Genomic DNA, 23,293 nt, shown 5'->3' with positions numbered 1-23,293 from the left:
AGGAATAACGCCAGCCGGAAATATACTATCAACAAAGCATTCCCTACTTCTTAACATACCGGTAGACTGCGTTGTCACAATGGACGTCCAGACAGACGGACTTCCAAACATCCTCAATTTGGTCCGTTCTTTTTGTTCCGAATTTTTATGCCAAAAAACACCTGTGAAACACACATCGCACCCGACGACGGAGTTGTTAAATAATGAAAAAAATATCCGCATCCCTGCTGGCGCTTAGCCTGTTCTCCGCCCTGCCCGCGTTTGCCGCTGATGCCCAGCTGGCACCGGTTCCGGCTGCGATTGCACAACACAACGGCCCGGTGCGCATTGCCGTTATCCGTAACCTCGGCTCCGATGACAACACCACGCAATTTCTCGCGGGAGCCATCAAGCAAGGCCATGCGCTGGGCTTTAAAGTCGATACATTCCTGAGTAACGGCGACGACGCCAAGTTTCAGGATTTCGTGAATCAGGCCATCAGCCAGAAATACGACGGAATAATCCTGTCGCAGGGCCGTGGACCGTATTCCGAAGCGCTGGCAAAACGCATTGCCGCCGCGGGCATTGCGGTTTCAGCGTTTGATACCGAAGTCCCGGATACCATTGCGGGCGTCACCGTCACCCGTCAGGACGACGCGTCTCTGGCGAAAGCCTCCGTCGGCCAGCTGGTTAAAGATTTCAACGGCAAAGCCAACATCATCAAACTGTGGGTGGCCGGGTTCCCGCCAATGGAACGCCGCCAGAAAACTTACGAAGCCATCCTGAAAGAGAACCCGGGCATTCACCAGCTTGAGTCTATCGGCGCGGTTTCTTCAGACGTTCAGGGCGACACCGCCAACAAAGTCGGGGCGATTCTGGCGAAGTATCCGAAAGGCCAGATTGATGCCATCTGGGGTTCCTGGGATGCCTTCAGCCAGGGGGCTTACAAAGCGCTGAAAGAAAATGGCCGGACTGAAATCAAACTCTACAGCATTGATGCCTCGAATCAGGATCTGCAACTGATGCGCGAGAAAGGCAGCCCTTGGTTGTTCACGGCGGCGGTGGATACGCAGCTGATCGGCGCAGTAAACCTGCGTATTGTGGCGCTGAAAATTGCTGGTGAAAAAACGCCGCAGACTTATGAATTCCCGGCGCAGACGATTCCGCAATCCCTGCTGGTCAGCCAGCCGGATGGCCTGAACGTCAGCGGCCTGAGCAAAATCATTCCGGGCTGGGGGAAATCAGAAGATTTCACCGCGCCATGGTTTGCCACGCTGGAAGCAAAATACAAAAAGTAATTGCCTCAGACCTCCCGGAAACGGGAGGTTATTTCATCACTTATCCCCTCAGTGCATCTCCGTTTCCCCCCTGCGATCACAGAAATAAAGAAACATAATTTCAGAATTAAAAATCTCAATAGCCGCAACCGCTTACAACCGTTAAAACCTGTACTCTCCCTTTTCATATGGACATTGAAGCAATGAGTACAGAAATCCTTTCGGTCAAGGAAAAGATTGGATATGGATTAGGCGACGCCGCCAGTCATATCATTTTTGATAATGTCATGCTGTACATGATGTTTTTCTACACCGACATTTTCGGCATTCCCGCTGGATACGTCGGCACCATGTTCCTGTTGGCCCGCGCACTCGATGCTATCTCTGACCCCTGCATGGGATTGCTGGCTGACCGCACCCGCACGCGTTGGGGCAAGTTCCGCCCTTACGTCCTGTTCGGCGCGATCCCTTTCGGCATCGTCTGCGTCTTCACCTACACCACGCCGGAACTGAGCATGACCGGCAAAATGATCTACGCCGCCATCACTTACACGCTGCTCACGCTGATGTATACCGTGGTCAACATTCCGTATTGCGCACTCGGCGGTGTGATTACCTCGAACCCGACACAGCGTATTTCGCTGCAATCCTACCGCTTCGTGCTGGCGACGGCGGGCGGCATGCTGAGCACCGTGCTGATGATGCCGCTGGTAAAACTCATTGGCGGCGAAAATCAGGCGCTGGGTTATCAGGGCGGCATTGCCGTACTGGCGATTGTCGCGGCCATCATGCTGGCAATCTGTTTTGCCACGACCAAAGAGCGTATCGATCCGGGCAAACCGACCGGCACCATGCGCGAGGATTTGCGCGACATCTGGCATAACGATCAATGGCGTATTGTGGGACTGCTGACCATCCTTAACATCATCGCCGTGGCGGTACGCGGCGGCGCCATGATGTATTACGTCACCTATATTCTCGGCAATCCGCTGCTGTTCGTCTGGTTCCTCGGCGTCTATTCCGTCGGCAATCTGTTCGGCAGCGCACTCGCCAAACCGCTCACCGACTGGAAATGCAAAGTGAGCGTGTTTTGGTGGACCAACGCTATTCTTGCCGTACTCAGCGTCGCTATGTTCTTCCTGCCGGTTCATGGCAGCATCGCGATGTTTGCGTTCATCTTTGTTATCGGTGTACTGCATCAGCTGGTGACGCCAATTCAGTGGGTCATGATGTCCGACACCGTGGATTACGGTGAATGGAACGACGGCAAACGCCTGACCGGCATCAGCTTTGCGGGGACCTTATTTGTACTCAAACTCGGTCTGGCATTGGCGGGCGCGATGATCGGCTGGATGCTGGCCGGTGCCGGTTATCAGTCCGGTGCTGCCACGCAGAACGCGACCACGCTGGCCTGCATCGTCGCGCTGTTCACGCTGGTGCCCGCCGCCTGTTACCTGCTGAGCGCGATCATCTGCAAGCGTTATTACATCCTGCGCACGCCGCTGCTGCGCCGCATCCTTGACGAAGTTGCGCAAGGCATCCGCCGCAATCAGCAAGAATTTATGAAATGACATTTTTTGACTTAACGGAATATGCCCCAAATCATTCGTGCTGAATCAAGGCGACAGCTGCCAACGCACAGTCAGTGCGAAGGATGAAGGGCAAAAGGAGGACACAATGAAGATAAGTGACGGCAACTGGTTGATACAAGAGGGTTTAGTTTTAACGCACCCTTTACAGGTATTCGAAGTTCAGCGCGCCGGAAACGAAATGGTGATTTACGCGGCGCCGAAAGACGCCTCTGAGCGCGCCAGCCAGCTCGATTCCCCGCTGTTTACGCTGCGTTTTTTCTCGCCGCAAACCGGTGTGATTGGCGTACGCATTACCCATTTTGACGGCGAAACGGACAAGGGCCCGCATTATCCGCTAATCCAATCCGACACACCGGAGCTGCGCTTTGAAGACAATGCGGAATTCGCTGCATTGCACAGCGGTTCGCTGAGCGTCCGCGTGACCAAAGGCGATAACTGGACGCTCGATTTCCTGCGCGATGGCCGCCGAATTACCGGCAGCGTAGCGAAATCCAACGGTTACGTGCAGGACAACAAATCGCACAAAACCTACATGATGGAGCGGTTGGATCTGGGCGTCGGCGAAACGGTTTACGGGCTGGGAGAACGCTTCACCGCGCTGGTTAAAAACGGGCAAACCGTCGAAACTTGGAACCGCGACGGCGGCACCAGCACCGAGCAATCCTACAAAAACATTCCGTTCTATTTGACAAACCGCGGCTACGGTGTGCTGGTGAACCATCCGGAATGCGTGTCGTTTGAAGTCGGTTCCGAGAAAGTGTCGAAAGTGCAGTTCAGCGTGGAAGGCGAATACCTCGAATATTTCGTCATCGACGGTCCGACGCCGAAAAAAGTACTCGACCGTTATACGCGCCTGACCGGCCGCCCTGCGCTGCCGCCCGCCTGGTCATTTGGCCTGTGGCTGACCACATCCTTCACCACCAATTACGACGAAGCGACAGTCAACAGCTTTATCGACGGCATGGCCGAACGCAATCTGCCGCTGCACGTTTTCCATTTCGACTGCTTCTGGATGAAAGCTTTCCAGTGGTGCGATTTTGAATGGGATCCGCAAACTTTCCCGGATCCTCAGGGCATGTTGCAGCGCCTGAAAGCACGCGGTCTGAAAATCTGCGTGTGGATAAACCCGTACATCGGGCAGAAATCTCCGCTGTTCCACGAAGGCAAAGAGAAAGGGTATCTGCTCAAACGTCCGGACGGCCGCGTATGGCAGTGGGATAAATGGCAGGCCGGGATGGGCATTGTCGATTTCACCAATCCGCAGGCCTGCGAATGGTACGCCAGACACCTGAAACGGCTGGTGGATATGGGCGTGGATTGCTTCAAGACAGACTTCGGCGAGCGCATTCCTACCGATGTGGTCTGGCACGACGGCTGCGACCCGCAGAAAATGCACAACCATTACGCGTTTGTGTACAACAAGCTGGTGTACGAAACGTTGCAGGATAAACTCGGCGCATCCGAAGCTGTATTGTTTGCCCGTTCGGCCTCCGTGGGCGCGCAGCAATTCCCGGTTCACTGGGGCGGCGACTGTTACGCCACTTACGAATCCATGGCGGAAAGCCTGCGCGGTGGCCTGTCCATCGGGTTGTCCGGGTTCGGGTTCTGGAGCCACGACATCGGCGGTTTCGAAAACACCGCACCGGCACATATCTACAAACGCTGGTGCGCCTTCGGCCTGCTGTCGAGCCACAGCCGCCTGCATGGCAGTAAATCCTATCGTGTACCCTGGGTTTATGACGACGAAGCCTGCGATGTGGTGCGCCAGTTCACGCAACTGAAGTGCCGCCTGATGCCGTATCTGTATCCTGCCTCCGCGCAGGCCGCTAAAAGCGGAACGCCGGTCATGCGCGCCATGATGCTGGAATTCCCGGAAGATCCGGCCTGCGATTATCTCGACCGGCAATACATGCTCGGCGATAACCTGCTGGTCGCGCCGGTCTTCAGTGAACAAGGCGACGTGGATTTTTATCTGCCTCAGGGCCGCTGGACGCACCTGCTCAGCAACGAGGTGGCACAAGGTTCACGCTGGCACCGTCAGCAGCATGGCTTCGACAGCCTGCCACTGTACGTCCGCCCGAACACGTTACTGGCGACAGGCAGCCACAGTGAAAAACCGGATTACGACTACAGCGAGCGTCCGGAATTCCATCTGTTCGAGCTGGAAGATGGCGCAATTGCTGAGAGCCGTCTGACCGACCTGCATGGGAATGTGGTCTTTACGCTGAACGCACACCGCAGCGGTAACACGCTGACGCTGACCACGGAAGGCCACGCCACCGGCTGGACGTTGTGCCTGCGCAATATTCACAGCGTCTCGAAATGCAGTCTGGCGACCACTTCGGCGACAGCGCAAGGAATACGCGTGACGCCGGAACACGACAGCCATCAGTTTGTTATTGTTTTATAAATGACGTTATAAAAACCGTCGTATCAGCTTTAATACACAGCCCCGTCGCGAGTTCAGCGCGGGGCTTTTTTCTGGCTTTAGCACTCTGATTTATACGTCCTGATAGACGCTTTCGCCGTGAATACTGCGGTACTCTTTCGGTGTCATTTCATAGCCTTTCCTGAATACTGAATAGAAATATTGCAGTGACGGATACCCGCACATTTGCGAGATCTCATTGATGGAAATCGACGTGGCGGCCAGAAGGTTACGGGCGCGGTCGAGCTTTTCTTCGTGGATCACGCCGTGAATGGTTTGCCCGGTTTCATCTTTAAAACGCTTCTCCAGGTTAGATCGTGACATGCCGATAGCGTCCAGAACCTGCTCGACTTTGATGCCTTTACAAGCGTGATAACGGATGTAATGCATCGCCTGAATCACCGCCGGATCCCGCAAAGAGCGGAAATCCGTTGAACGACGTTCGACGACTTTGACCGGAGGAACCAGAATGCGCTGCAACGGCAGGTCGCGCTGATCCAGCAACTGATGCAGAAGTTTTGCCGCGCGATAGCCCATCTGCCGCGTGCCCTGCACCACGGAAGACAACGCCACGCGGGAAAGATAGCGGGTTAATTCCTCGTTATCGATTCCAATGACGCTGAGCTTTTCAGGCACGGGAATATTCAGATGTTCACAGACCTGCAATAAATGCCGGGCGCGGGCGTCGGTGACGGCGATAATGCCGGTTTGCTGCGGCAGCGTTTGTATCCAGTCCGCCAGCCGGTTTTGCGCGTGCTGCCAGTTCTCCGGTGCGGTTTCCATTCCCTGATACACCACGCCCTGATACTGCTCGGCTGACACCAGTTTCCTGAAAGCAAATTCGCGCTCCTGCGCCCAGCGTTTTCCGCCCGCATCGGGCAAGCCGTAAAAGGCAAAACGGTTGATGCCCTTCTCTTTCAGGTGCATAAACGCGGCTTCGACCAGCGCGTGGTTATCGGTCGCGATGTAGTGAACCGGCGGGTAATCTTCTTCCCGATGATAAGACCCGCCGACACCGACAATCGGCACGTTAAGATCTTCGAGCAGGGTTTCAATTTCGCGGTCATCAAAGTCTGCGATGACACCGTCGCCCAGCCAGTCTTTAATGTTGTCGATACGGCAGCGAAAATCCTCTTCAATGAAGATATCCCAGTCGCTTTGCGAGGCCTGCAAATATTCGCCAACGCCTTCCACAACCTGACGGTCGTAAACTTTGTTCGCGTTAAATAACAGCGTGATCCGATAGCGTTTCTCAAACATGCCTGTTTCTCACCGATGATCAAATAGGCTAAAGCCCTGTTCAAATGCGCGCATGAACAGGGCGGGTTACATGGGTCTGGTGGTCAATAGCACAACGCCGGTTCTGCGTGGCGTTGGCAATCATAATATGTGAAGCTCCTCGGAGTTTTGTGAGTGACTGTCCGTAAACGTACGATTTACCAGCGGTGTTATGCGCGGCTCTTAGTCGCAGAATCCATCCACACCGCCAGCAGTAAAATCGCGCCTTTGACGATGTACTGCCAGAACGTCGGGACATCGAGCATGCTCATGCCGTTATCGAGCGATGCCATGATAAACGCGCCCATCACCGCACCGGCTACGCTGCCGACACCCCCGGCCAGGCTGGTGCCGCCAATGACACAGGCCGCAATCGCATCAAGCTCAGCAATGTTACCTGCAGATGGCGAACCTGCGCCCAGACGTGAGCTCAGAATTAACCCGGCAATCGCCACCATCAGGCCGTTGATGGCAAATACCGCCAGCTTACTGCGCTCGACGTTAACACCCGACAGTCTGGCGGCTTCGATGTTGCCGCCAATAGCATAAATACGGCGGCCAAAGGACGTGCGCGATGCCATGAACATTCCGCCGAGCATCAGCGCCACCAGAATCAGCACCGGCGTCGGTACGCCGCGATAATCGTTGAGCAGATAAATCGCGCCCAGCGCAATAATTGCAGTCAGCGCCTGACGGGTGACGTGGCTTTTCGCCGCCGTGACCGGCAGGCCGAGTGCAGCACGCTGGTTGCGGCGGCGCCATTGCCAGCCGATAAACAACGCTAAAGCAACTGCGCCGATGCCAAAGCCGAAGGAATCGGGCAGATAACTCTGGCCGATTAAGGACATCGCCGGCGTGGTCGGCGCGACGGTCGTCCCGCTGGTGATCCCAATCAAAATGCCACGAAACGCCAGCATTCCGGCGAGGGTTACGATAAACGAAGGCACTTTGCGGTAAGCCACCCACCAGCCGTTCCATGCACCCAGTAGCAGTCCCAGCGCCAGCGTGACGATAATAGTCACCGGTAACGGCCAGCCTAACCAGACGTCAAAAATGGCCGCTGCGCCACCGAGCAGGCCCATCATCGAACCGACGGACAAATCGATTTCGGCAGAGATAATCACAAAGACCATGCCCACAGCCAAAATGCCGGTGATGGCGGTCTGGCGCAGCAGGTTGGAAATGTTACGCGCACTGATATACGCGCCATCAGTTGTCAGGCTGAAAAAAACGATGATCACTGCAATGGCCGCCAGCATGACAAAAACCTGAAGGTTGATGTTCTTCAGCTTCGGTACAGACAATGCACGGCCGTTTTCACCCTCGCCCGCCGCAGCGGATGGGTTTCCCGGTTGGGGAAATTTAGACATGAGCTTCACTCCTCAGGGCAGCTTCCATAACCTGTTCCTGACTTAAATTATTGTTATCCAGACAGGCCTTTACCTGCCCGAGATGCATAACCACTATGCGGTCGCTGAGCCCCAGCACTTCGGGTAATTCGGAGGAAATGACAATAATCGCCATCCCCTGTGCCGCCAGCTGGGCGATCAGTTTGTAGATTTCATGTTTCGCCCCGACGTCGATGCCGCGCGTCGGCTCGTCGAGAATTAAGATTTTGGGTTTGAGTAACAGGCAACGGGCAAGAATGGCTTTTTGCTGATTACCGCCGCTGAGACGACCAATCGCCAGCTCAGGCGAGGACGTTTTAATCTTGAGCTGTCTGACCGATTCGCTGATGGTGTGCTGCTCCTGCGCTTCGCGCAGCACACCACCGCCGCTGAACTGGTCTAATGCCGCCAGCGTGATATTGCTGCCCACCGCCATTACCGGCACAATGCCGTCGCGTTTGCGATCTTCCGGCACCATCGCCAGGCCACGGCGCATGGCGTCACGGCAACCGCTGATTTCCACCTTCTCTCCGCCAAGCCAGATATCCCCACTCCAGCGTCCCGGATACACTCCGAATAAACACTCCATCGTTTCTGTTCTTCCGGCTCCGACCAGCCCGGCCACGCCCAGCACCTCGCCTTTATGCAGGGTAAATCCGGCGTTATCGACGCGTTTGATGTGGCGGTTTACCGGATGCCAGGCCGTGAGATTTTCGATGCGGAGCACTTCCTCGCCAATCTGGCGTTCACGGGGAGGAAACAGCTCGGTCAGCTCACGCCCTACCATCATCGAAATAATGTCTTTTTCCGACGTGCTGGCAGCCTCACAGGTCGCAATGTGCCGACCGTCGCGGATCACACACAGCTTGTCCGAAATGGCTTTGACCTCATTGAGCTTGTGCGAAATATAAATACAGGCGATATCGTGATGCCTCAGGTCGCGGATAATATCGAGAAGCACGGCCGTTTCGCTTTCGGTAAGCGACGCGGTCGGTTCATCCAGCACCAGCAAACGCACCTGTTTGTTCAGCGCTTTGGCGATTTCCACCAGTTGACGCTGACCCAGGCCGAGTTCACCCACCGGCGTATGCGGGTCGATATCCAGCTTCACCTGCGCCAGCATGCGCTGGCAGCGCAAATACATATTGTCAGTATCAAGCATTCCGTAACGGCCCCACTCGTTACCCAGAAACATGTTTTCCAGCACGCTGAGTTGTTTCACCAGCGCCAGCTCCTGATGAATAATGGCAATCCCTTTTTGTTCGGTATCGCGTATCCCTTTTGCGATCAGACGCTCCCCTGCGAAATAAATTTCCCCTTCATACGTGCCGCCGGGATAAATACCGCATAACACTTTCATTAATGTGGATTTACCGGATCCATTCTCTCCGCACAGTGATAACACTTCCCCGGCCGATAACGTCAGGCTGATATTATCTACGGCTTTGACCGCGCCAAATTTCTTGGTGATATTGCGCATATCCAGCAGGGCTGATTTTTCATATTTCTCTGGCATAGTATTTTATCCTGATAAAAACAACACGCCGCAAAGACGTGTTGTTTTCATAGAAAATATTGAAAAATTAAAGGTCGGATTTTTTATGGAATCCGTCAGCCACCACGGTACTTTCGATATTATTTTTATCGACCTGAATCGGTGTTAATAAATAAGAAGGAACTTCTTTTTTCCCGTTATTTAACGTGGCGTTAGATTTTGGTGTTTCCCCCTTGCCTAACTGAACAGCAATTTCCGCCGCATCGTTGGCCAGTTTTGTGATGGGTTTATACACCGTCATGGTCTGTGTGCCAGCTTCGATACGTTTGATAGCGGCCAGATCCGCGTCCTGCCCGGAAATGGCAACTTTGCCCGCCAGACCCTGTGCGGATAAGGCCTGAACCGCACCGCCCGCCGTGGCATCGTTGGACGCCACAACCGCATCAATCTTGTTGTTATTGGCTGTCAGCGCGTTTTCCATGATCTTCAGCGCATTCTCCGGTAGCCAGCCGTCGGCCCACTGATCGCCGACCACTTTGATCTTTCCGTCTTTGATTAACGGATTCAGCACTTTCATTTGCCCTGCGCGGAACAGCTTGGCGTTGTTATCCACTGGCGAGCCGCCCATCAGGAAGTAATTACCCTGCGGCACGCGGTCTACCAGGCTTTGCGCCTGAAGCTCGCCCACTTTTTCGTTATCAAACGAGATATAAAAATCGATATCGGCGTTGTTGATCATGCGGTCATAGGCCAGCACTTTGATGCCTTCACGCCTGGCTTCGGCTATCACGTTGCTCAGCACTTCACCGTTATAAGGAATGATGACCAGCACATCGACGCCCCGGTTAATCATATTCTCGATCTGCGCCATCTGTGTTTCTTCATTGCCATTAGCAGACTGAACAAAAACATCCGCGCCCAGCGTTTTGGCTTTAGCCACGAAAATATCGCGGTCTTTTTGCCAGCGCTCTAAACGTAAGTCATCAATTGCCATACCAATTTTAATTTCTTTCGCGAGCCCTGACTGGCTGAACAATACTAAAGCGGCACAGGCAGAAAGAATTATTTTATTCATTTTCATCATGTCAGACCTTTTATAAGAATAAGAAGCGGCAGATACAGAGAAACTCGTACAGAAATGACCCAAAGATTGTTGACGCTGGGTTATTAATCGGCAATTGCAGATTTTAATCACTGCGTTATGTTTTTTTGTTTATTCTCGGAATTATGATGGGGATCATGGTTTGATTGTAATAAACACAACATAAGTGCAATTATTCTCGAGGCATCATGGAGAACGAATAAAAACGCTAAACAGAACGGCTTATTTATGCGATCTGACGCACACTTAATAATTCTATTAATTTGAGTGTGAAATAACGTAATTGTGAGAAGCGCCGTCAACTCCGAAGATAGAAGCTCAGCCTCCCAGTCCCGCTGGGCCCGTTTTCAAGGAGTTATTCAATGCACGCATATTTCGACAAGCTCGACGCCGTTCGCTACGAAGGTGCTAACAGCACTAACCCGCTGGCATTCCGTCATTACAACCCTGAAGAAGTGATCCTCGGCAAAACCATGGCTGAGCATCTGCGTTTTGCGGCGTGTTACTGGCACACATTCTGCTGGAATGGTAACGATATGTTCGGCGTGGGCGCTTTTGACCGCCCGTGGCAGCAACCCGGTGATGCGCTGGAACTGGCAAAACGTAAAGCCGACGTGGCTTTCGAATTCTTCAAAAAACTGAACGTCCCTTACTACTGCTTCCACGATGTGGATGTCTCGCCGGAAGGCGCAACGGTCAAAGAATACATTAATAACTTCGCTATCATGACCGACGTTCTGGTGCAAAAACAGGAATCCAGCGGCGTAAAACTTTTGTGGGGCACGGCTAACTGCTTCACCAATCCCCGCTACGGTGCGGGTGCGGCCACCAATCCCAATCCGGAAATCTACAGCTGGGCAGCCACACAGGTGGTTCACGCGATGAACGCCACCCAACAACTGGGCGGCGAAAATTACGTGTTGTGGGGTGGCCGTGAAGGTTACGAAACGCTGCTCAATACTGACCTGCGCCAGGAACGCGAACAGCTTGGCCGCTTCATGCAAATGGTCGTTGAACACAAGCACAAAATCGGTTTTCAGGGCACGTTGCTTATCGAACCAAAACCGCAGGAACCGACCAAACATCAGTACGATTATGACGTGGCTTCTGTATACGGTTTCCTGAAACAATTTGGGCTGGAAAAAGAGATCAAAGTGAACATCGAAGCTAACCACGCCACGCTGGCGGGTCACTCCTTCCATCATGAGATTGCCAATGCGATTGCGCTGGGGATCTTCGGTTCCGTGGATGCCAACCGCGGCGACCCGCAGTGCGGCTGGGATACCGACCAGTTCCCGAACAGCGTCGAAGAAAACGCGCTGGTAATGTATGAAATCATTAAAGCGGGCGGCTTCACCACCGGCGGCCTGAACTTCGATTCCAAAGTACGTCGTCAGAGCACCGACAAATATGACCTGTTCTACGGTCATATCGGCGGCATGGACACCATGGCGCTGGCGCTTAAAGTCGCCGCCCGCATGATTGAAAGCCGCGAGCTGGATAAACACGTCGCACAGCGTTACGCGGGCTGGAACACCGAGTTCGGTCAGCAGATCCTGCAAGGTAAAATGTCGCTGGAGTCCCTGAGCCACTACGCGCAGCAACATGCGTTAGCGCCTCAGCATCAGAGCGGCCAGCAGGAACGTCTCGAAAATCTGGTTAACCGTTATCTGTTTGGTTAATTTACCAGGATGGAAAACGCCCTGCTGCCCGAGGTTTGCAGGGCGTGGAACGTTCAGGAAGCGGGTTAACCCATCAACCTTCTCCCGCGCGCCCATGTTGTCATCACCGCCCTGCGTGGAGCAGGAAAAAGGAAAATGTATGTATCTTGGTCTGGATCTGGGCACCTCTGGCGTGAAAGCCATTTTACTCAGCGAAGAAGGTCAGGTTGTTGCCAGCCACAGTGAGGCGTTAACCCTTTCCCGTCCGCACCCGTTATGGTCTGAACAAAATCCTGCCGACTGGTGGGCCGCAACGGATAAAGCGGTGACTGCGCTTGCCAAAAAACACGCGCTCAAAGACGTCAAAGCCCTCGGGCTGACCGGCCAGATGCACGGTGCCACTGTGCTTGATGCTCATCAGCAGGTTTTACGCCCGGCGATTTTATGGAACGATGGCCGCAGCTCCAGCCAGTGCGAAACTCTGGAAAAAAACGTCCCCGATTCGCGCCAGATCACCGGCAACCTGATGATGCCGGGTTTTACCGCGCCGAAGCTGCTTTGGCTGCGTGAGAATGAACCTGAATTATTTGCGAAAATCGATAAGGTTTTATTACCCAAAGATTATCTGCGCTGGCTGATGACCGGCGTTTTCGCCAGCGATATGTCAGACGCGGCGGGCACAATGTGGCTGGACGTCGCAAAACGCGACTGGAGCGAAACGTTGCTGGCCGCCACCGGCCTCACGCGTGATCATATGCCCGCGCTGTTTGAAGGCAATCAGATCACCGGCCACTTGTTACCGGAACTCGCGTCACGCTGGAAAATGGATTCCGTACCGGTGATTGCGGGCGGTGGCGATAATGCGGCGGGCGCAGTGGGCGTCGGCCTCTATAAAACCGGGCAAGCCATGTTATCGCTGGGCACATCCGGCGTTTACTTCGCGGTCAGCGACGGTTTTCTCAGTAATCCGCAGCAGGCCGTCCACAGTTTCTGCCATGCCCTGCCCGATACCTGGCACCTGATGTCCGTGATGCTCAGCGCCGCGTCCTGTCTGGATTGGGCAGCAAAACTCACCGGCACCGCCTCCGTGGGTGAACTTATCAGCCTCGCCGAAAAAACGCCCCCTGCCGCTTCCCCGGTCTGGTTCCTGCCGTATCTTTCCGGTGAGCGCACACCGCACAACAACCCGAATGCCAAAGGCACGCTGTTTGGCCTGACGCATGAGCACGGCCAGTCGGATATCGCCCGCGCCGTACTGGAAGGCGTCGGTTTTGCACTGGCCGACGGCATGGATGTGCTTCACGCCACCGGCCTGAAACCGCACAGCATCATCCTGATTGGCGGCGGCGCGCGCAGCCCTTACTGGCGGCAGATGCTGGCAGACATCAGCGGTGAAACGCTGGAGTACCGCACCGGCGGGGATGTCGGCCCGGCACTAGGGGCAGCGAGACTGGCGCAGATCGCCGTGAATGCCCGTAAACCGCTGGCAGAGTTTTTACCACCGCTGCCGCTGGAGCAGGTACATGAGCCGGACATGGCTAAGCACACAGATTATCTCGCGCGACGCGAAGTCTTCAGGGAGTTGTATGTGAGGCTTGAGGGGCTGATGTGATGGTAGATTGACCATCGTGGCCATTCGTAGCTGACCGAGAATATTTCGGTTTTTCAATTGCTGTGATCGCTCAGCGGTTCGCGCCGAAACCGACCAGAGGTGGAAAACCGCGTATTTTTTCGCGCGGTTTGTAATCCGAATGGAAGGAACCGCGCAGCGGCGGGATTTTGCGGCAATAGCCGGAGCCGCTGGAAAATAGCCAGCGAGCGGAAGCGCGCAGTGAAAAAGCGCGGGAGTCCAGAGGGTGCGCGCTTACGCGCCCTCTGGGCCAGTTTGGGCGGCGAGCCCAAGGTGTTGACCGGCACTTACGGATATATGCCTTTAAACACCGTTTTCTTCCTCGGCTCCGACATGATCCCCTCCAGCGCCTCCACGCATTTCAGATAATGTGGCGTTTTCTTGTGCGCCAGCACCGCTTCATTATCCCGGTAGGCTTCGTAGATGAAGAACTTTGTCGGCTCGTGTTCATCCTGCAACACATCAAACCGCAGGTTGCCCTCTTCTTTTACCGCGCCCAGATGATTGGCGTGAAACACTTCCAGGAATTCGTCAATTTTGTCCGGTTTCACATTAATCTCAACCAGCGTCACTTCCATGATTTACCCCTTTTCACTCAGGAACAGTTCGTAGGCATGCGCCACGCTGGCGTTTTCATGCACCACCGCTTTGACCGCGTGCAGCATGGCGACCGGCGATTCAGACTGGAAGATGTTGCGGCCCATATCCACACCCGATGCGCCCTGATCGATGGCCTGATAACACATTTCCAGGGCCTCGCGTTCCGGCAGTTTCTTACCTCCGGCAATTACAATCGGTACCGGACAACCGGCGGCGATGCGCTCGAAACCGCTGTCCACGTAGTAAGTTTTGATGATGTTCGCGCCCATTTCTGCCGCAATGCGCGTTGCCAGAGAGAAATAACGCTGGTCGCGCGCCATGTCTTTGCCGACGCCGGTGACCGCCATCGTCGGCATACCGTAACGCATCCCCTGATCCACCAGCTGAATGATGTTTTTGATCGACTGATGTTCGTGTTCGCTGCCGATGTAAACCTGTGCGGCCATCGCGGCAACGTTCAGGCGCAGCGCGTCTTCAATGGCGACCGCCACCGTTTCGTTGGAAAGCTCAGTCAGGATCGAATTGCCCCCGGATGCGCGCATCACGATCGGTTTATTGATGGCGGCGGGCACCACGCTGCGCAGCACGCCGCGGGTACACATCAGCACATCGGTATGCGGAAACAGCGGCGCAATATTGATGTCGATGCGTTCGAGGCCGGTGGTCGGCCCCTGAAAATATCCGTGATCAAACGCCAGCATGACGGTCCGGCCGGAATCCGGATTAAAAATCCGCGCCAGCCGCGACTGCATTCCCCAGTCGAGCTGTCCGCTGCCCTTGAGAAAAAACGCGTGGTTATCCTGCGGCGTACCGATGCCGAAGTTTTTACCGTCTCTGATATCGTCCAAATCTGCCATTTCAGTATCTCCTTAGCTGCAAACCGTTATCGTCAGAAATCGTATTTCGCAATGTTGTCTTTGGTGAAGACCACGCGCTCAGGCAATAACACGATGCCGTTGCCTTTGGCCTCATACTGGTAGCCCTGCACGCTGTTCGGCACCACTTCCACCGCTCCGACGCCCGGCACATCCAGCTTGTCACCCACGTTAAGCTCGCCTTTTTTCAGTAACTGATCGGCGACGTAAACCGAAATTTTGCCCTGACTGACCACGTCCCACAGGCCGAACTGTTTCACCGTGCCGCGCTCAACGTACGGGCGCATAACGTTTGGTGTGCTGAAGCCGACAATGGTCACATTGGTGCGTTTAAGGTTTTCTGCCGCCTGCGCGGCGGCCGGTAATGCGTTGGCATCCGGCGCGATAATGGCGTCCAGATCGCTGTAAGATTTGAGGATCCCTTCGGCGGTTTGCAGTGATTTGGTGGCGTCGTTATAGCCATACTGCGTGGTGACCACCTCCCAGCCCGGATGCTCTTTGGCGATTTTGGCTTTCGCCTCTTTCACCCACTGGTTCTGGTCGGTGACCGTCGGGCTGGAGTAGAAGAACGCCACTTTGGCTTTTTCTTTGGTGACCTGGCTGGAGGTCATATCGACCAGCATGGAACCGAGCTGCTGCGGTGTGCCCTGATTGATGTAAATTGAGCGGCACTCCGGTTTGGTGTCGGAATCCCAGGTCAGCACTTTCACGCCGCGCTGCATGGCGCGTTTGAGCGCCGGGCACAGGCCGTCCGGAGAAACCGCCGCCACCACAATGGCGTTGTAGCCCTGATTGACGAAGTTATTGATCATCTGCACCTGACCGGACACGCTCGGTTCGGTCGGGCCATCGTAAGTGACATCCACGCCCAGCGCTTTGCCCGCCGCCGTTGCGCCGTTGCCACCGCTGGTGAAATAGCCGACACCCACCAGTTTCGGGATAAACGCGATACGTTCGGCGGCCTGCGCGCTCAGGCACGCAAGGCTCACGGCGCTGGCGATCAGCATGGTTTTCAGCATTTTTGTATTCATCTTGCACCCCGGTTCATTTGGTGGATAAAGAAGGAGAAGACGCAGACCCGCGCTGGCGATAACGCTGGAAAACACTGCGGATAAGACCACGGTTGAGGCTGGCAGAACGGCCAATCACCACCAGAATCAGCAGCGCACCCGAAAGCGCGCTGGACACCTGGCTGGATACGCCGATCATCTGCAAACCCTGCTGTAAGTACCCGATCAGCAGCGTCGCCAGCGCCGTGCCGAGAATGGAACCTGAGCCGCCGTAAATATTGGCTCCGCCTAACACCACGGCGGTGATCGCGGGCATCAGCAAGGAGACGCCGAGATCAGAACGCGCGGAACCGAAATAGGAGGTCATGACGATCGCCGCCACCGCCGACGCCAGCCCGGTCATGCCGTATAACGCAAACGCCGTGCGGCTGACCGGCAGCGCGCCGTAGCGTGCCACGCGGGCATTCTGGCCGATAAGAAAGACGTTGCGGCCGGTGCGGCTGCGGTGCATCAGCAGCCAGAAAAACAGCGTGGCGAGCAGGAAAATCAGCAGTGGCATCGGCAGACCGAAAATCACCTGATTCGCAAAATTTGTAAACGCATCGGGGAAGTTACCGATTCCTTCAAAACCGGTCGCGCCCGCCAGCCCGGAAAGCAGTAAGGCGCTGCCGCCAAACAGGTATAGCGTGCCGAGGGTGATCACCAGCGGATTGACGCCGGTATAAAGAATGAGTGCCGCATTGAGCAGGCCGCAGGCCAGACCGAGCGCGAGCGTCAGAATGATAGCGACCACCAGCGGAATCCCCGCCTGACACAACACGCCCAGCGCGATGGCACACAATCCGATGGTCGAACCGAACGAAATATCAATGCCACCGCTGACAATCACCAGCGTTAACGGCAGCGCTACAATGCCGATAGTGATGAAGTCGCTGGTGCTGAACAGCAGCGTATTGGCATCCAGCATGCGCGGGTTTGCGATGCCGAATAGCGCAATTTCAAGGATCAGCAGCACCAGTAATGCTGCTTCCCAGCCGTAGTTGCGTAAGGAATTCATCACATCACCCCGCTTTTTTACCGGTGCTTAACCGGCGTGTGAGATGTTTCGGCTGCTGGCTTTTATATCCGACAGATTTCTTTTGAACCGGCGGGCTGGCTGCCAGAAAACGGGCATATTTCTGGCGGCGCAGGTTTTTCTGCAAGGCCTGCCGCAACCGACCGTCGAGCACCAGAACGCCGAGCAATACCAGTCCGGCGATAAAATCGTTCCACCAGGCAGGCAGGCGCAGCAACACCAGAACGCTGTCGATTTGCGTCAGGAAGTACGCGCCCAGCACTGCACCGAGAATCGAACCGGTACCGCCGAGCAGGCTGATCCCGCCCAGTACGCAGGCCGCGATGGCTTTCATTTCCAGCCCGCTGCCGGTCTGGTTAGGCACGAAACCGATTTGCGAGGCGAAAACAATCCCCGCGATGGCGGCCATCACGCCGTTGATGCCAAACGCGAGAATGCGCACCCGGTTAACCGCCACGCCGAGCTGGCGTGCGCCCTGTAAGTTATCGCCCACCGCGTAAAAGCTGCGGCCAAACGCCGTCCGGCTGAGTACACAGAACATCGCCACCAGCAGAACAATCACCAGCCAGCCGAGCGCGGAGACGTTAAGAAACACCGGGGCCGACAGGGATTTCAGCCCGGCGGGTAAGCCTTCAATCCATTTACCGCCGGTCATGAGCAACATCAGGCCGCGGTATAAACCGAGCGTCCCCAGCGTGGCAACAATTGCCGGGATGCGCAGCCAGGCGACCAGTACGCCGTTGAACAATCCCGCCAGCAAACCGGTGCCGAGCGTCAGCAGGCAAGCCAGCGTCAGGTCAACGCCGCTGTTAAGCAAAACGCCGAGCGTCACCGCGCAAAGGCCGGTGATTGACCCTACCGAGACGTCTATGTTGCGCGTCAGCATGACCAGCGTTGCGCCCATCGCCAGCAGCATCAGGATCTGCGCGCTGCCGAAAATCATGCTCAGCGTCTGGAAGCTGAACGACTGGTTGTCCATCACGCCGAGCAGCGCAAACAGCGCAATAATCGCCATCAGCGCGGTCAGTTCACGGTTGTTTTGGATCCGCTTCAGCATGAGGTTCCTCCGGTGTCGGCCGTCTGGGGATGATTACCAAAGGCAATGTGCATGATGTTGTTAACGTTGATTTCACTGCCCTGCAATTCGCCACTCATTTCGCCCTGATGCATGACGAAAACGCGGTCGGCCAGCCCTTCTATTTCGTCCAGATCCGATGAAATCAGAATGACCGCGACGTTCTGTTCCACGACGTTTCGCAACAGCTGATAGATGTCGGCGCGGGCGGCAACGTCAACGCCGCGCGTCGGTTCATCGACAATCAGCACCGCCGGTTGCGCTTCCAGACATTTGGCAATGAGCAGTTTTTGCTGATTCCCGCCGGAGAGCGTGCGCGCCGTTTGTGCGCCGTCGCGATATCTGATGCCCAGCGCGCGGTGATAACGCTCCAGTACCGCCGCTTCACGTTTGATATTCAGCCACCAGCTTTGCCGGTTAAACGTCAGCGACGTGGTGTTCCAGCTCAGCGGCGCATCGAGGTATAAGCCGGACGCCTGCCGGTCTTCCGGCAGATAAACCAGCCCCTTTTTCAGGCGTTGTACGGTATTCAGCCCGCTGATGTCTTGCTGCATCAGAAGAACCTGACCACTTTGGGCATCACGCAGGCCGTAAAGCGTTTCCGCCAGTTCGGTGCGCCCTGCCCCCACAACGCCTGCCAGCCCGACGATTTCCCCGGCGCGGGCGCTAAAGGAAATATTGATAAACCCTTCACCGGTGAGATTAAGCACCTCTAAAACCGGCTCGCTCCCCCCCCTGTTTCCTGCTGACGCCTGGCGACGCGTGCCGGGTAAATCCAGCCACAGTTTTTGTTCTGCCGGTAAGGCGGCATCCTGCGTGTGGGGTGTAATGGCACGAATTAAGGCGTCGTTATCCAATTCGGTGAGCGTACCGCTCAGGGCAATTTTGCCGTCGCGCATGACGCTGACACGGTCACTGATGGCGCGGATCTCAGGCAGTTTGTGCGAGATAAACACCACTCCCACGCCGCCGGCCGTCAGATGACGAACCTGAGTGAATAAGCGGGCGGATTCCGCCGGTGTCAGCGAGGCGGTCGGTTCATCGAGGATCAGCAGACGGGCGTCGCGCATCAGCCCGCGCAGGATTTCCACCAGTTGCTGATCGGCGACTTCTAATGTGCCCGCCAGCGCGCCGAGCGGCAGATTGCAGCCCAGTTCCGTCAGGGTTTGTTGCAGCTTTTTCTCGCTGTTCTGATGCGCCGGTAAACGGAAGAGGATGTTTTCGCGCACGGTCAGGCTGGGAAATAGCATCGGTTCCTGCGGCACCAGATAGATTCCGGCCTGATGTGCTTTCGCAGGCGAGCGTGCCAGCAGCGGTTCACCGTTTAACAGCATCCTGCCGCAGTCTGCGGTTTCAACACCGGCAATGATTTTCATCAGCGTGGATTTCCCCGCGCCATTGCCGCCGAGCAGCGCATGCACTTCGCCACGTTGCAGGCTGAAATCGATATCTTTCAGCACCGCCACGCCGGAAAAGCTTTTACTGACACCGCTCACTTCCAGCAGTGGCGCGGCAGATATCGGGGAATGTGCTGAATGCTCGCTGTGTTGCATACATCAACCTCAGGCCGGATACATTTAATGAACAAATGTATTTATTATTTAACATTGTTCATAAACCTAGTCTGACGCGCTGAGGAAAACTTTTGCGCTGATCACAGTTTGTTCAACTCATAGAGTCTGCGATATGATTCAACCAGAATTCATTTGGAATTTGCCAAACACATCACAGTTAACAACATTTCGTTAACGAACAATTGATCTACATTTTGATAAGTGTTCACTATGAATGATAAGACAACGCTTTCTGATCTGACTAACCTTCCGGAAATCAGCATGGGCGAAGAAGAACTGCTGGCGCGCACCGCCTGGTTCTATTACCACGACGGTCTGACCCAGAATGAGATTGGTGAACGACTTGGCCTGACGCGGCTGAAAGTGTCGCGTCTGCTGGAAAAAGGCCGGCAATCCGGGGTGATCCGCGTGCAAATCAACTCGCGTTTTGAGGGGTGTCTGGCGCTGGAAAACACTCTGCTCGAACGTTTTGGTTTACAGCAGATCCGCGTCCTGCCGCAGCTTGCCGACGGTTCGCTGAGTGCCCGTCTGGGTGTCGGCGCGGCGCATATGCTGATGACTTTACTGAAACCTGAACAACTGCTGGCGGTCGGATTTGGCGAAACGGCCATGAGTACGCTGCAACATCTGAGCGGCTTTATCGCCTCACAGCAAATCAGGATGGTCACGCTTTCCGGCGGTGTCGGCCCGTATATGACCGGCATCGGGCAGCTCGACGCGGCCTGCGGTGTCAGCATTATTCCCGCGCCACTGCGTGCCTCATCGGCCAGCGTGGCGGCGATTTTCCGGCAGGAACGCAATGTTCATGACGTGATGCTGGCGGCCTGCGCGGCGGATATTGCGGTGGTCGGCATCGGTTCGCTGAACCAGAAACAGGAAGCGACGATCTTGCGCTCCGGTTATATCAGCGAAGGCGAACAGTTGCTGTTTGGTCGCAAAGGCGCGGTCGGCGACATCCTCGGCTTCTTTATGCAGCGAAGCGGCGAGCTGGCGGAAAACATGGCGATCCACGATGAACTGATCGCCGTCGCGCCCGCGGATCTGGCAAGTATTCCGACTGTTTTAGGGGTGGCAGGCGGCGTCGAGAAAGCCGAAGCCATCGTCGCGGCGCTGAAAGGCAAACGAATTAACGCACTGGTTACTGAAGAGAGCACAGCAAGAGCCATGCTGGCGTTGCTCGACTGACCCGCAGGGAGTGAGGGGTGTGGCGGTCAGGTAAACGGTGCCCGATAAACTGGCACGAGAGAACGTAGCGATGACCTCTACCCTGAATTCTGACGACGATCGTAGCTATTTAATGGCGCTGGATGCCGGTACCGGCAGTATCCGTGCGGTGATTTTCAATCTCGAAGGCGAACAGATTGCCGCCGGACAGGCCGAGTGGATCCATCTGGCACTGCCGGATGTGCCCGGTTCGATGGAGTTTGATCTGCATAAAAACTGGCAGCTCGCCTGCCAGTGTATCCGCCAGGCGCTGCACGAAGCGCATCTCCCCGCCTCAGCCATCCGCGCCGTCGCCGCCTGTTCAATGCGCGAAGGGATTGTGCTTTACGATAAATCCGGTGAACCGATCTGGGCCTGCGCTAACGTTGATGCCCGCGCCAGCCGTGAAGTTTCCGAGCTGAAAGAAATCCACGATTTCGAATTTGAACGCGAAGTGTATGAATGCTCCGGCCAGACGCTGGCGCTCAGCGCTATGCCGCGTCTGCTGTGGCTGGCGCACCATCGGCCAGACATTTACCGTCAGGCCGCGACCGTCACCATGATCAGCGACTGGCTGGCCTGTATGCTCAGCGGCGAGCTGGCAGTTGACCCGTCTAACGCCGGCACCACCGGCATGCTGGATCTGGCCACCCGCAACTGGCGGCCTGAGCTGTTAGACATGGCCGGGCTGCGCGCCGATATGCTTTCCCCCGTCGCCGAAACCGGCACGCGTCTGGGCTATGTCACCGCCAGCGCGGCGGAACTCAGCGGCCTGAAAGCCGGCACGCCTGTCGGCATGGGCGGCGGCGATGCCCAGCTCGGCACCCTCGGTTTAGGGCTGGTGCGCCCCGGTCAGACCGCCGTTTTAGGCGGTACTTTCTGGCAGCAGATTGTGAATTTACCGGAGCCGGTCACCGATCCGGAGATGAACATCCGCGTCAATCCGCACGTCATTCCCGGCATGGCGCAGGCCGAATCCATCAGTTTCTTTACCGGCCTGACGATGCGTTGGTTCCGCGACGCATTCTGCACCGAAGAGAAAACCCTCGCCGGACGGCTGGGCGTAGATGCTTACAGCCTCCTGGAAGACATGGCCGCGCGCGTGCCGGTGGGTTCGTGGGGCGTGACGCCGGTCTTCTCCGATGCAATGCATTTTAAAAACTGGTATCACGCCGCGCCGTCGTTTATCAATCTGTCCATCGACCCGGAAAAGTGCAACAAACCGACGCTGTTCCGCGCGCTCGAGGAAAATGCCGCCATCGTCTCGGCCTGTAATCTGGATATGATCGCCCGCTTTTCCGGCGTGCGCGCAAAATCGCTGGTGTTCTCCGGCGGCGGTTCCAAAGGAAAGCTGTGGTGTCAGATTCTGAGTGATGTCACCGGCGTTCCGGTCAGCGTTCCGGTCGTGAAAGAAGCCACCGCGTTGGGCTGCGCGATTGCGGCCGGTGTCGCGGCAGGCGTTTATGCCTCGCTGGCCGATACCGGAGAAGCGCTGGTGCGCTGGGAACGGGAATATCAGCCGGACGTGGCGAATCACGCGAAGTATCGGGTGCAGAAAGCCAACTGGCAGGAAGTGTACGCGGATCAGCTGAGGCTGGTGGACAGGCAACTGACGACGTCGATGTGGAAAGCACCCGGGTTGTGATGCTAAAGGTGGATGGTTTAAAAACAACTTCAAGACCTTGGGTCTCGCCGCCCAAACTGGCCCAAAGGGCGCGTTAACGCGCGCGCCCTCCGGACACCCGCGCTTTTTAACTGCGAGCGGCAGCGCGTGTTGTAAAAGACGTGGAGATTCCAAAGAGGCCCCGTCCTGGGCTCTTTGGTCGGTTTCGGCGCAGCACGTTAAGTGATCACTGCTATTGAGAAACCGAAACTTGCGCCGTACTGCTTTTAAAACCGCCTGGTGCGGTGATCACTGCTACTGAGAAACCGAAACTTGCACCAGCCCGCAATTGAAAATCGCAATGCGGCGATCTCCGCAATCGAATACACTTCATTCCTAAATTTCATACTTGGTTATGTGGCGCAGATCACATCTTAATTGTATGATG

Annotated in this window: 17 protein-coding genes; 7 read left to right on the top strand and 10 right to left on the bottom strand. The window is 55.8% G+C overall.

The annotated features are described in order from the left end of the window. Nucleotides 1-203: 203 nt before the first annotated feature. From M2403_RS17980 to yicI, 3 genes are all read left to right on the top strand, one after another. Nucleotides 204-1,277 carry a sugar ABC transporter substrate-binding protein gene (locus M2403_RS17980; RefSeq protein ID WP_165057910.1) on the top strand — a complete coding sequence of 358 codons (1,074 nt, stop codon included), beginning with the start codon at nucleotides 204-206 and terminating at the stop codon, nucleotides 1,275-1,277. A 182-nt stretch (nucleotides 1,278-1,459) separates the two neighbouring features. Further along, nucleotides 1,460-2,827: a glycoside-pentoside-hexuronide family transporter gene (locus tag M2403_RS17975; protein ID WP_217153737.1), complete on the top strand. Its 1,368-nt coding sequence runs from the start codon at nucleotides 1,460-1,462 to the stop codon at nucleotides 2,825-2,827. Nucleotides 2,828-2,933: 106 nt separating this feature from the next. After that, nucleotides 2,934-5,258 (top strand): alpha-xylosidase, encoded by a 2,325-nt coding sequence (yicI, locus tag M2403_RS17970; protein WP_259230355.1) that lies wholly within the window; start codon nucleotides 2,934-2,936, stop codon nucleotides 5,256-5,258. A 90-nt stretch (nucleotides 5,259-5,348) separates the two neighbouring features. Here yicI and xylR read toward each other — a convergent pair whose 3' ends face one another. The 4 genes from xylR to xylF form a co-directional block, all read right to left on the bottom strand. Then, the gene (gene xylR, locus M2403_RS17965; RefSeq protein ID WP_152326936.1) at nucleotides 5,349-6,536 is read right to left on the bottom strand and encodes a D-xylose utilization transcriptional activator XylR; all 1,188 of its coding nucleotides are present in this window, start codon (nucleotides 6,534-6,536) and stop codon (nucleotides 5,349-5,351) included. A 188-nt stretch (nucleotides 6,537-6,724) separates the two neighbouring features. Next, nucleotides 6,725-7,924 (bottom strand): xylose ABC transporter permease XylH, encoded by a 1,200-nt coding sequence (xylH, locus tag M2403_RS17960; protein ID WP_259230352.1) that lies wholly within the window; start codon nucleotides 7,922-7,924, stop codon nucleotides 6,725-6,727. Further along, nucleotides 7,917-9,458, bottom strand: coding sequence for a xylose ABC transporter ATP-binding protein (locus tag M2403_RS17955; RefSeq protein WP_259230351.1), 1,542 nt, complete (start codon nucleotides 9,456-9,458; stop codon nucleotides 7,917-7,919). Before M2403_RS17955 ends, xylH begins: the two co-directional genes overlap by 8 nt. A gap of 67 nt (nucleotides 9,459-9,525) precedes the next feature. Then, nucleotides 9,526-10,518 carry a D-xylose ABC transporter substrate-binding protein gene (gene xylF, locus M2403_RS17950; RefSeq protein WP_152327189.1) on the bottom strand — a complete coding sequence of 331 codons (993 nt, stop codon included), beginning with the start codon at nucleotides 10,516-10,518 and terminating at the stop codon, nucleotides 9,526-9,528. Nucleotides 10,519-10,901: 383 nt separating this feature from the next. Here xylF and xylA point away from each other — a divergent pair, with 383 nt between their 5' ends. Both xylA and xylB read left to right on the top strand, forming a co-directional pair. Beyond that, a complete protein-coding gene (gene xylA, locus M2403_RS17945) occupies nucleotides 10,902-12,221 on the top strand; it encodes a xylose isomerase (protein WP_259230349.1) in 1,320 nt (439 codons plus the stop codon). 139 nt (nucleotides 12,222-12,360) lie between these two features. Beyond that, the gene (xylB, locus tag M2403_RS17940) at nucleotides 12,361-13,812 is read left to right on the top strand and encodes a xylulokinase (RefSeq protein ID WP_259230348.1); all 1,452 of its coding nucleotides are present in this window, start codon (nucleotides 12,361-12,363) and stop codon (nucleotides 13,810-13,812) included. A gap of 305 nt (nucleotides 13,813-14,117) precedes the next feature. Here the strand turns inward: xylB and lsrG are convergent, their stop codons facing one another. Genes lsrG through lsrA form a run of 6 tightly spaced genes read right to left on the bottom strand, consistent with a single transcriptional unit; the run spans nucleotide 14,118 to nucleotide 20,018 of the window. Further along, nucleotides 14,118-14,408, bottom strand: coding sequence for a (4S)-4-hydroxy-5-phosphonooxypentane-2,3-dione isomerase (lsrG, locus tag M2403_RS17935; RefSeq protein WP_152326931.1), 291 nt, complete (start codon nucleotides 14,406-14,408; stop codon nucleotides 14,118-14,120). Nucleotides 14,409-14,411: 3 nt separating this feature from the next. Next, nucleotides 14,412-15,287, bottom strand: a complete 876-nt coding sequence (lsrF, locus tag M2403_RS17930) for a 3-hydroxy-5-phosphonooxypentane-2,4-dione thiolase (RefSeq protein WP_152326930.1) — start codon at nucleotides 15,285-15,287, stop codon at nucleotides 14,412-14,414. A gap of 32 nt (nucleotides 15,288-15,319) precedes the next feature. Next, nucleotides 15,320-16,324 carry an autoinducer 2 ABC transporter substrate-binding protein LsrB gene (gene lsrB, locus M2403_RS17925; protein WP_374101295.1) on the bottom strand — a complete coding sequence of 335 codons (1,005 nt, stop codon included), beginning with the start codon at nucleotides 16,322-16,324 and terminating at the stop codon, nucleotides 15,320-15,322. 25 nt (nucleotides 16,325-16,349) lie between these two features. Then, the gene (gene lsrD / locus M2403_RS17920; RefSeq protein WP_208951821.1) at nucleotides 16,350-17,372 is read right to left on the bottom strand and encodes an autoinducer 2 ABC transporter permease LsrD; all 1,023 of its coding nucleotides are present in this window, start codon (nucleotides 17,370-17,372) and stop codon (nucleotides 16,350-16,352) included. A gap of 4 nt (nucleotides 17,373-17,376) precedes the next feature. Beyond that, entirely contained in the window at nucleotides 17,377-18,447 is a 1,071-nt protein-coding gene (gene lsrC / locus M2403_RS17915) for an autoinducer 2 ABC transporter permease LsrC (protein WP_259230346.1), read from the bottom strand. Beyond that, nucleotides 18,441-20,018, bottom strand: coding sequence for an autoinducer 2 ABC transporter ATP-binding protein LsrA (gene lsrA / locus M2403_RS17910; RefSeq protein WP_259230345.1), 1,578 nt, complete (start codon nucleotides 20,016-20,018; stop codon nucleotides 18,441-18,443). The genes lsrC and lsrA overlap by 7 nt, the downstream gene beginning before the upstream one ends. A gap of 231 nt (nucleotides 20,019-20,249) precedes the next feature. Between lsrA and lsrR the strand changes: the two genes are divergently transcribed. After that, nucleotides 20,250-21,224 (top strand): transcriptional regulator LsrR, encoded by a 975-nt coding sequence (gene lsrR / locus M2403_RS17905; RefSeq protein WP_259230344.1) that lies wholly within the window; start codon nucleotides 20,250-20,252, stop codon nucleotides 21,222-21,224. A 70-nt stretch (nucleotides 21,225-21,294) separates the two neighbouring features. After that, entirely contained in the window at nucleotides 21,295-22,887 is a 1,593-nt protein-coding gene (gene lsrK, locus M2403_RS17900; RefSeq protein WP_165058729.1) for an autoinducer-2 kinase, read from the top strand. Nucleotides 22,888-23,293 lie beyond the last annotated feature (406 nt).

This window comes from Rahnella sp. BIGb0603, assembly GCF_024808755.1.
Taxonomy (GTDB): domain Bacteria; phylum Pseudomonadota; class Gammaproteobacteria; order Enterobacterales; family Enterobacteriaceae; genus Rahnella; species Rahnella contaminans.
This window is presented reverse-complemented; position numbering and strand designations above follow the sequence as displayed.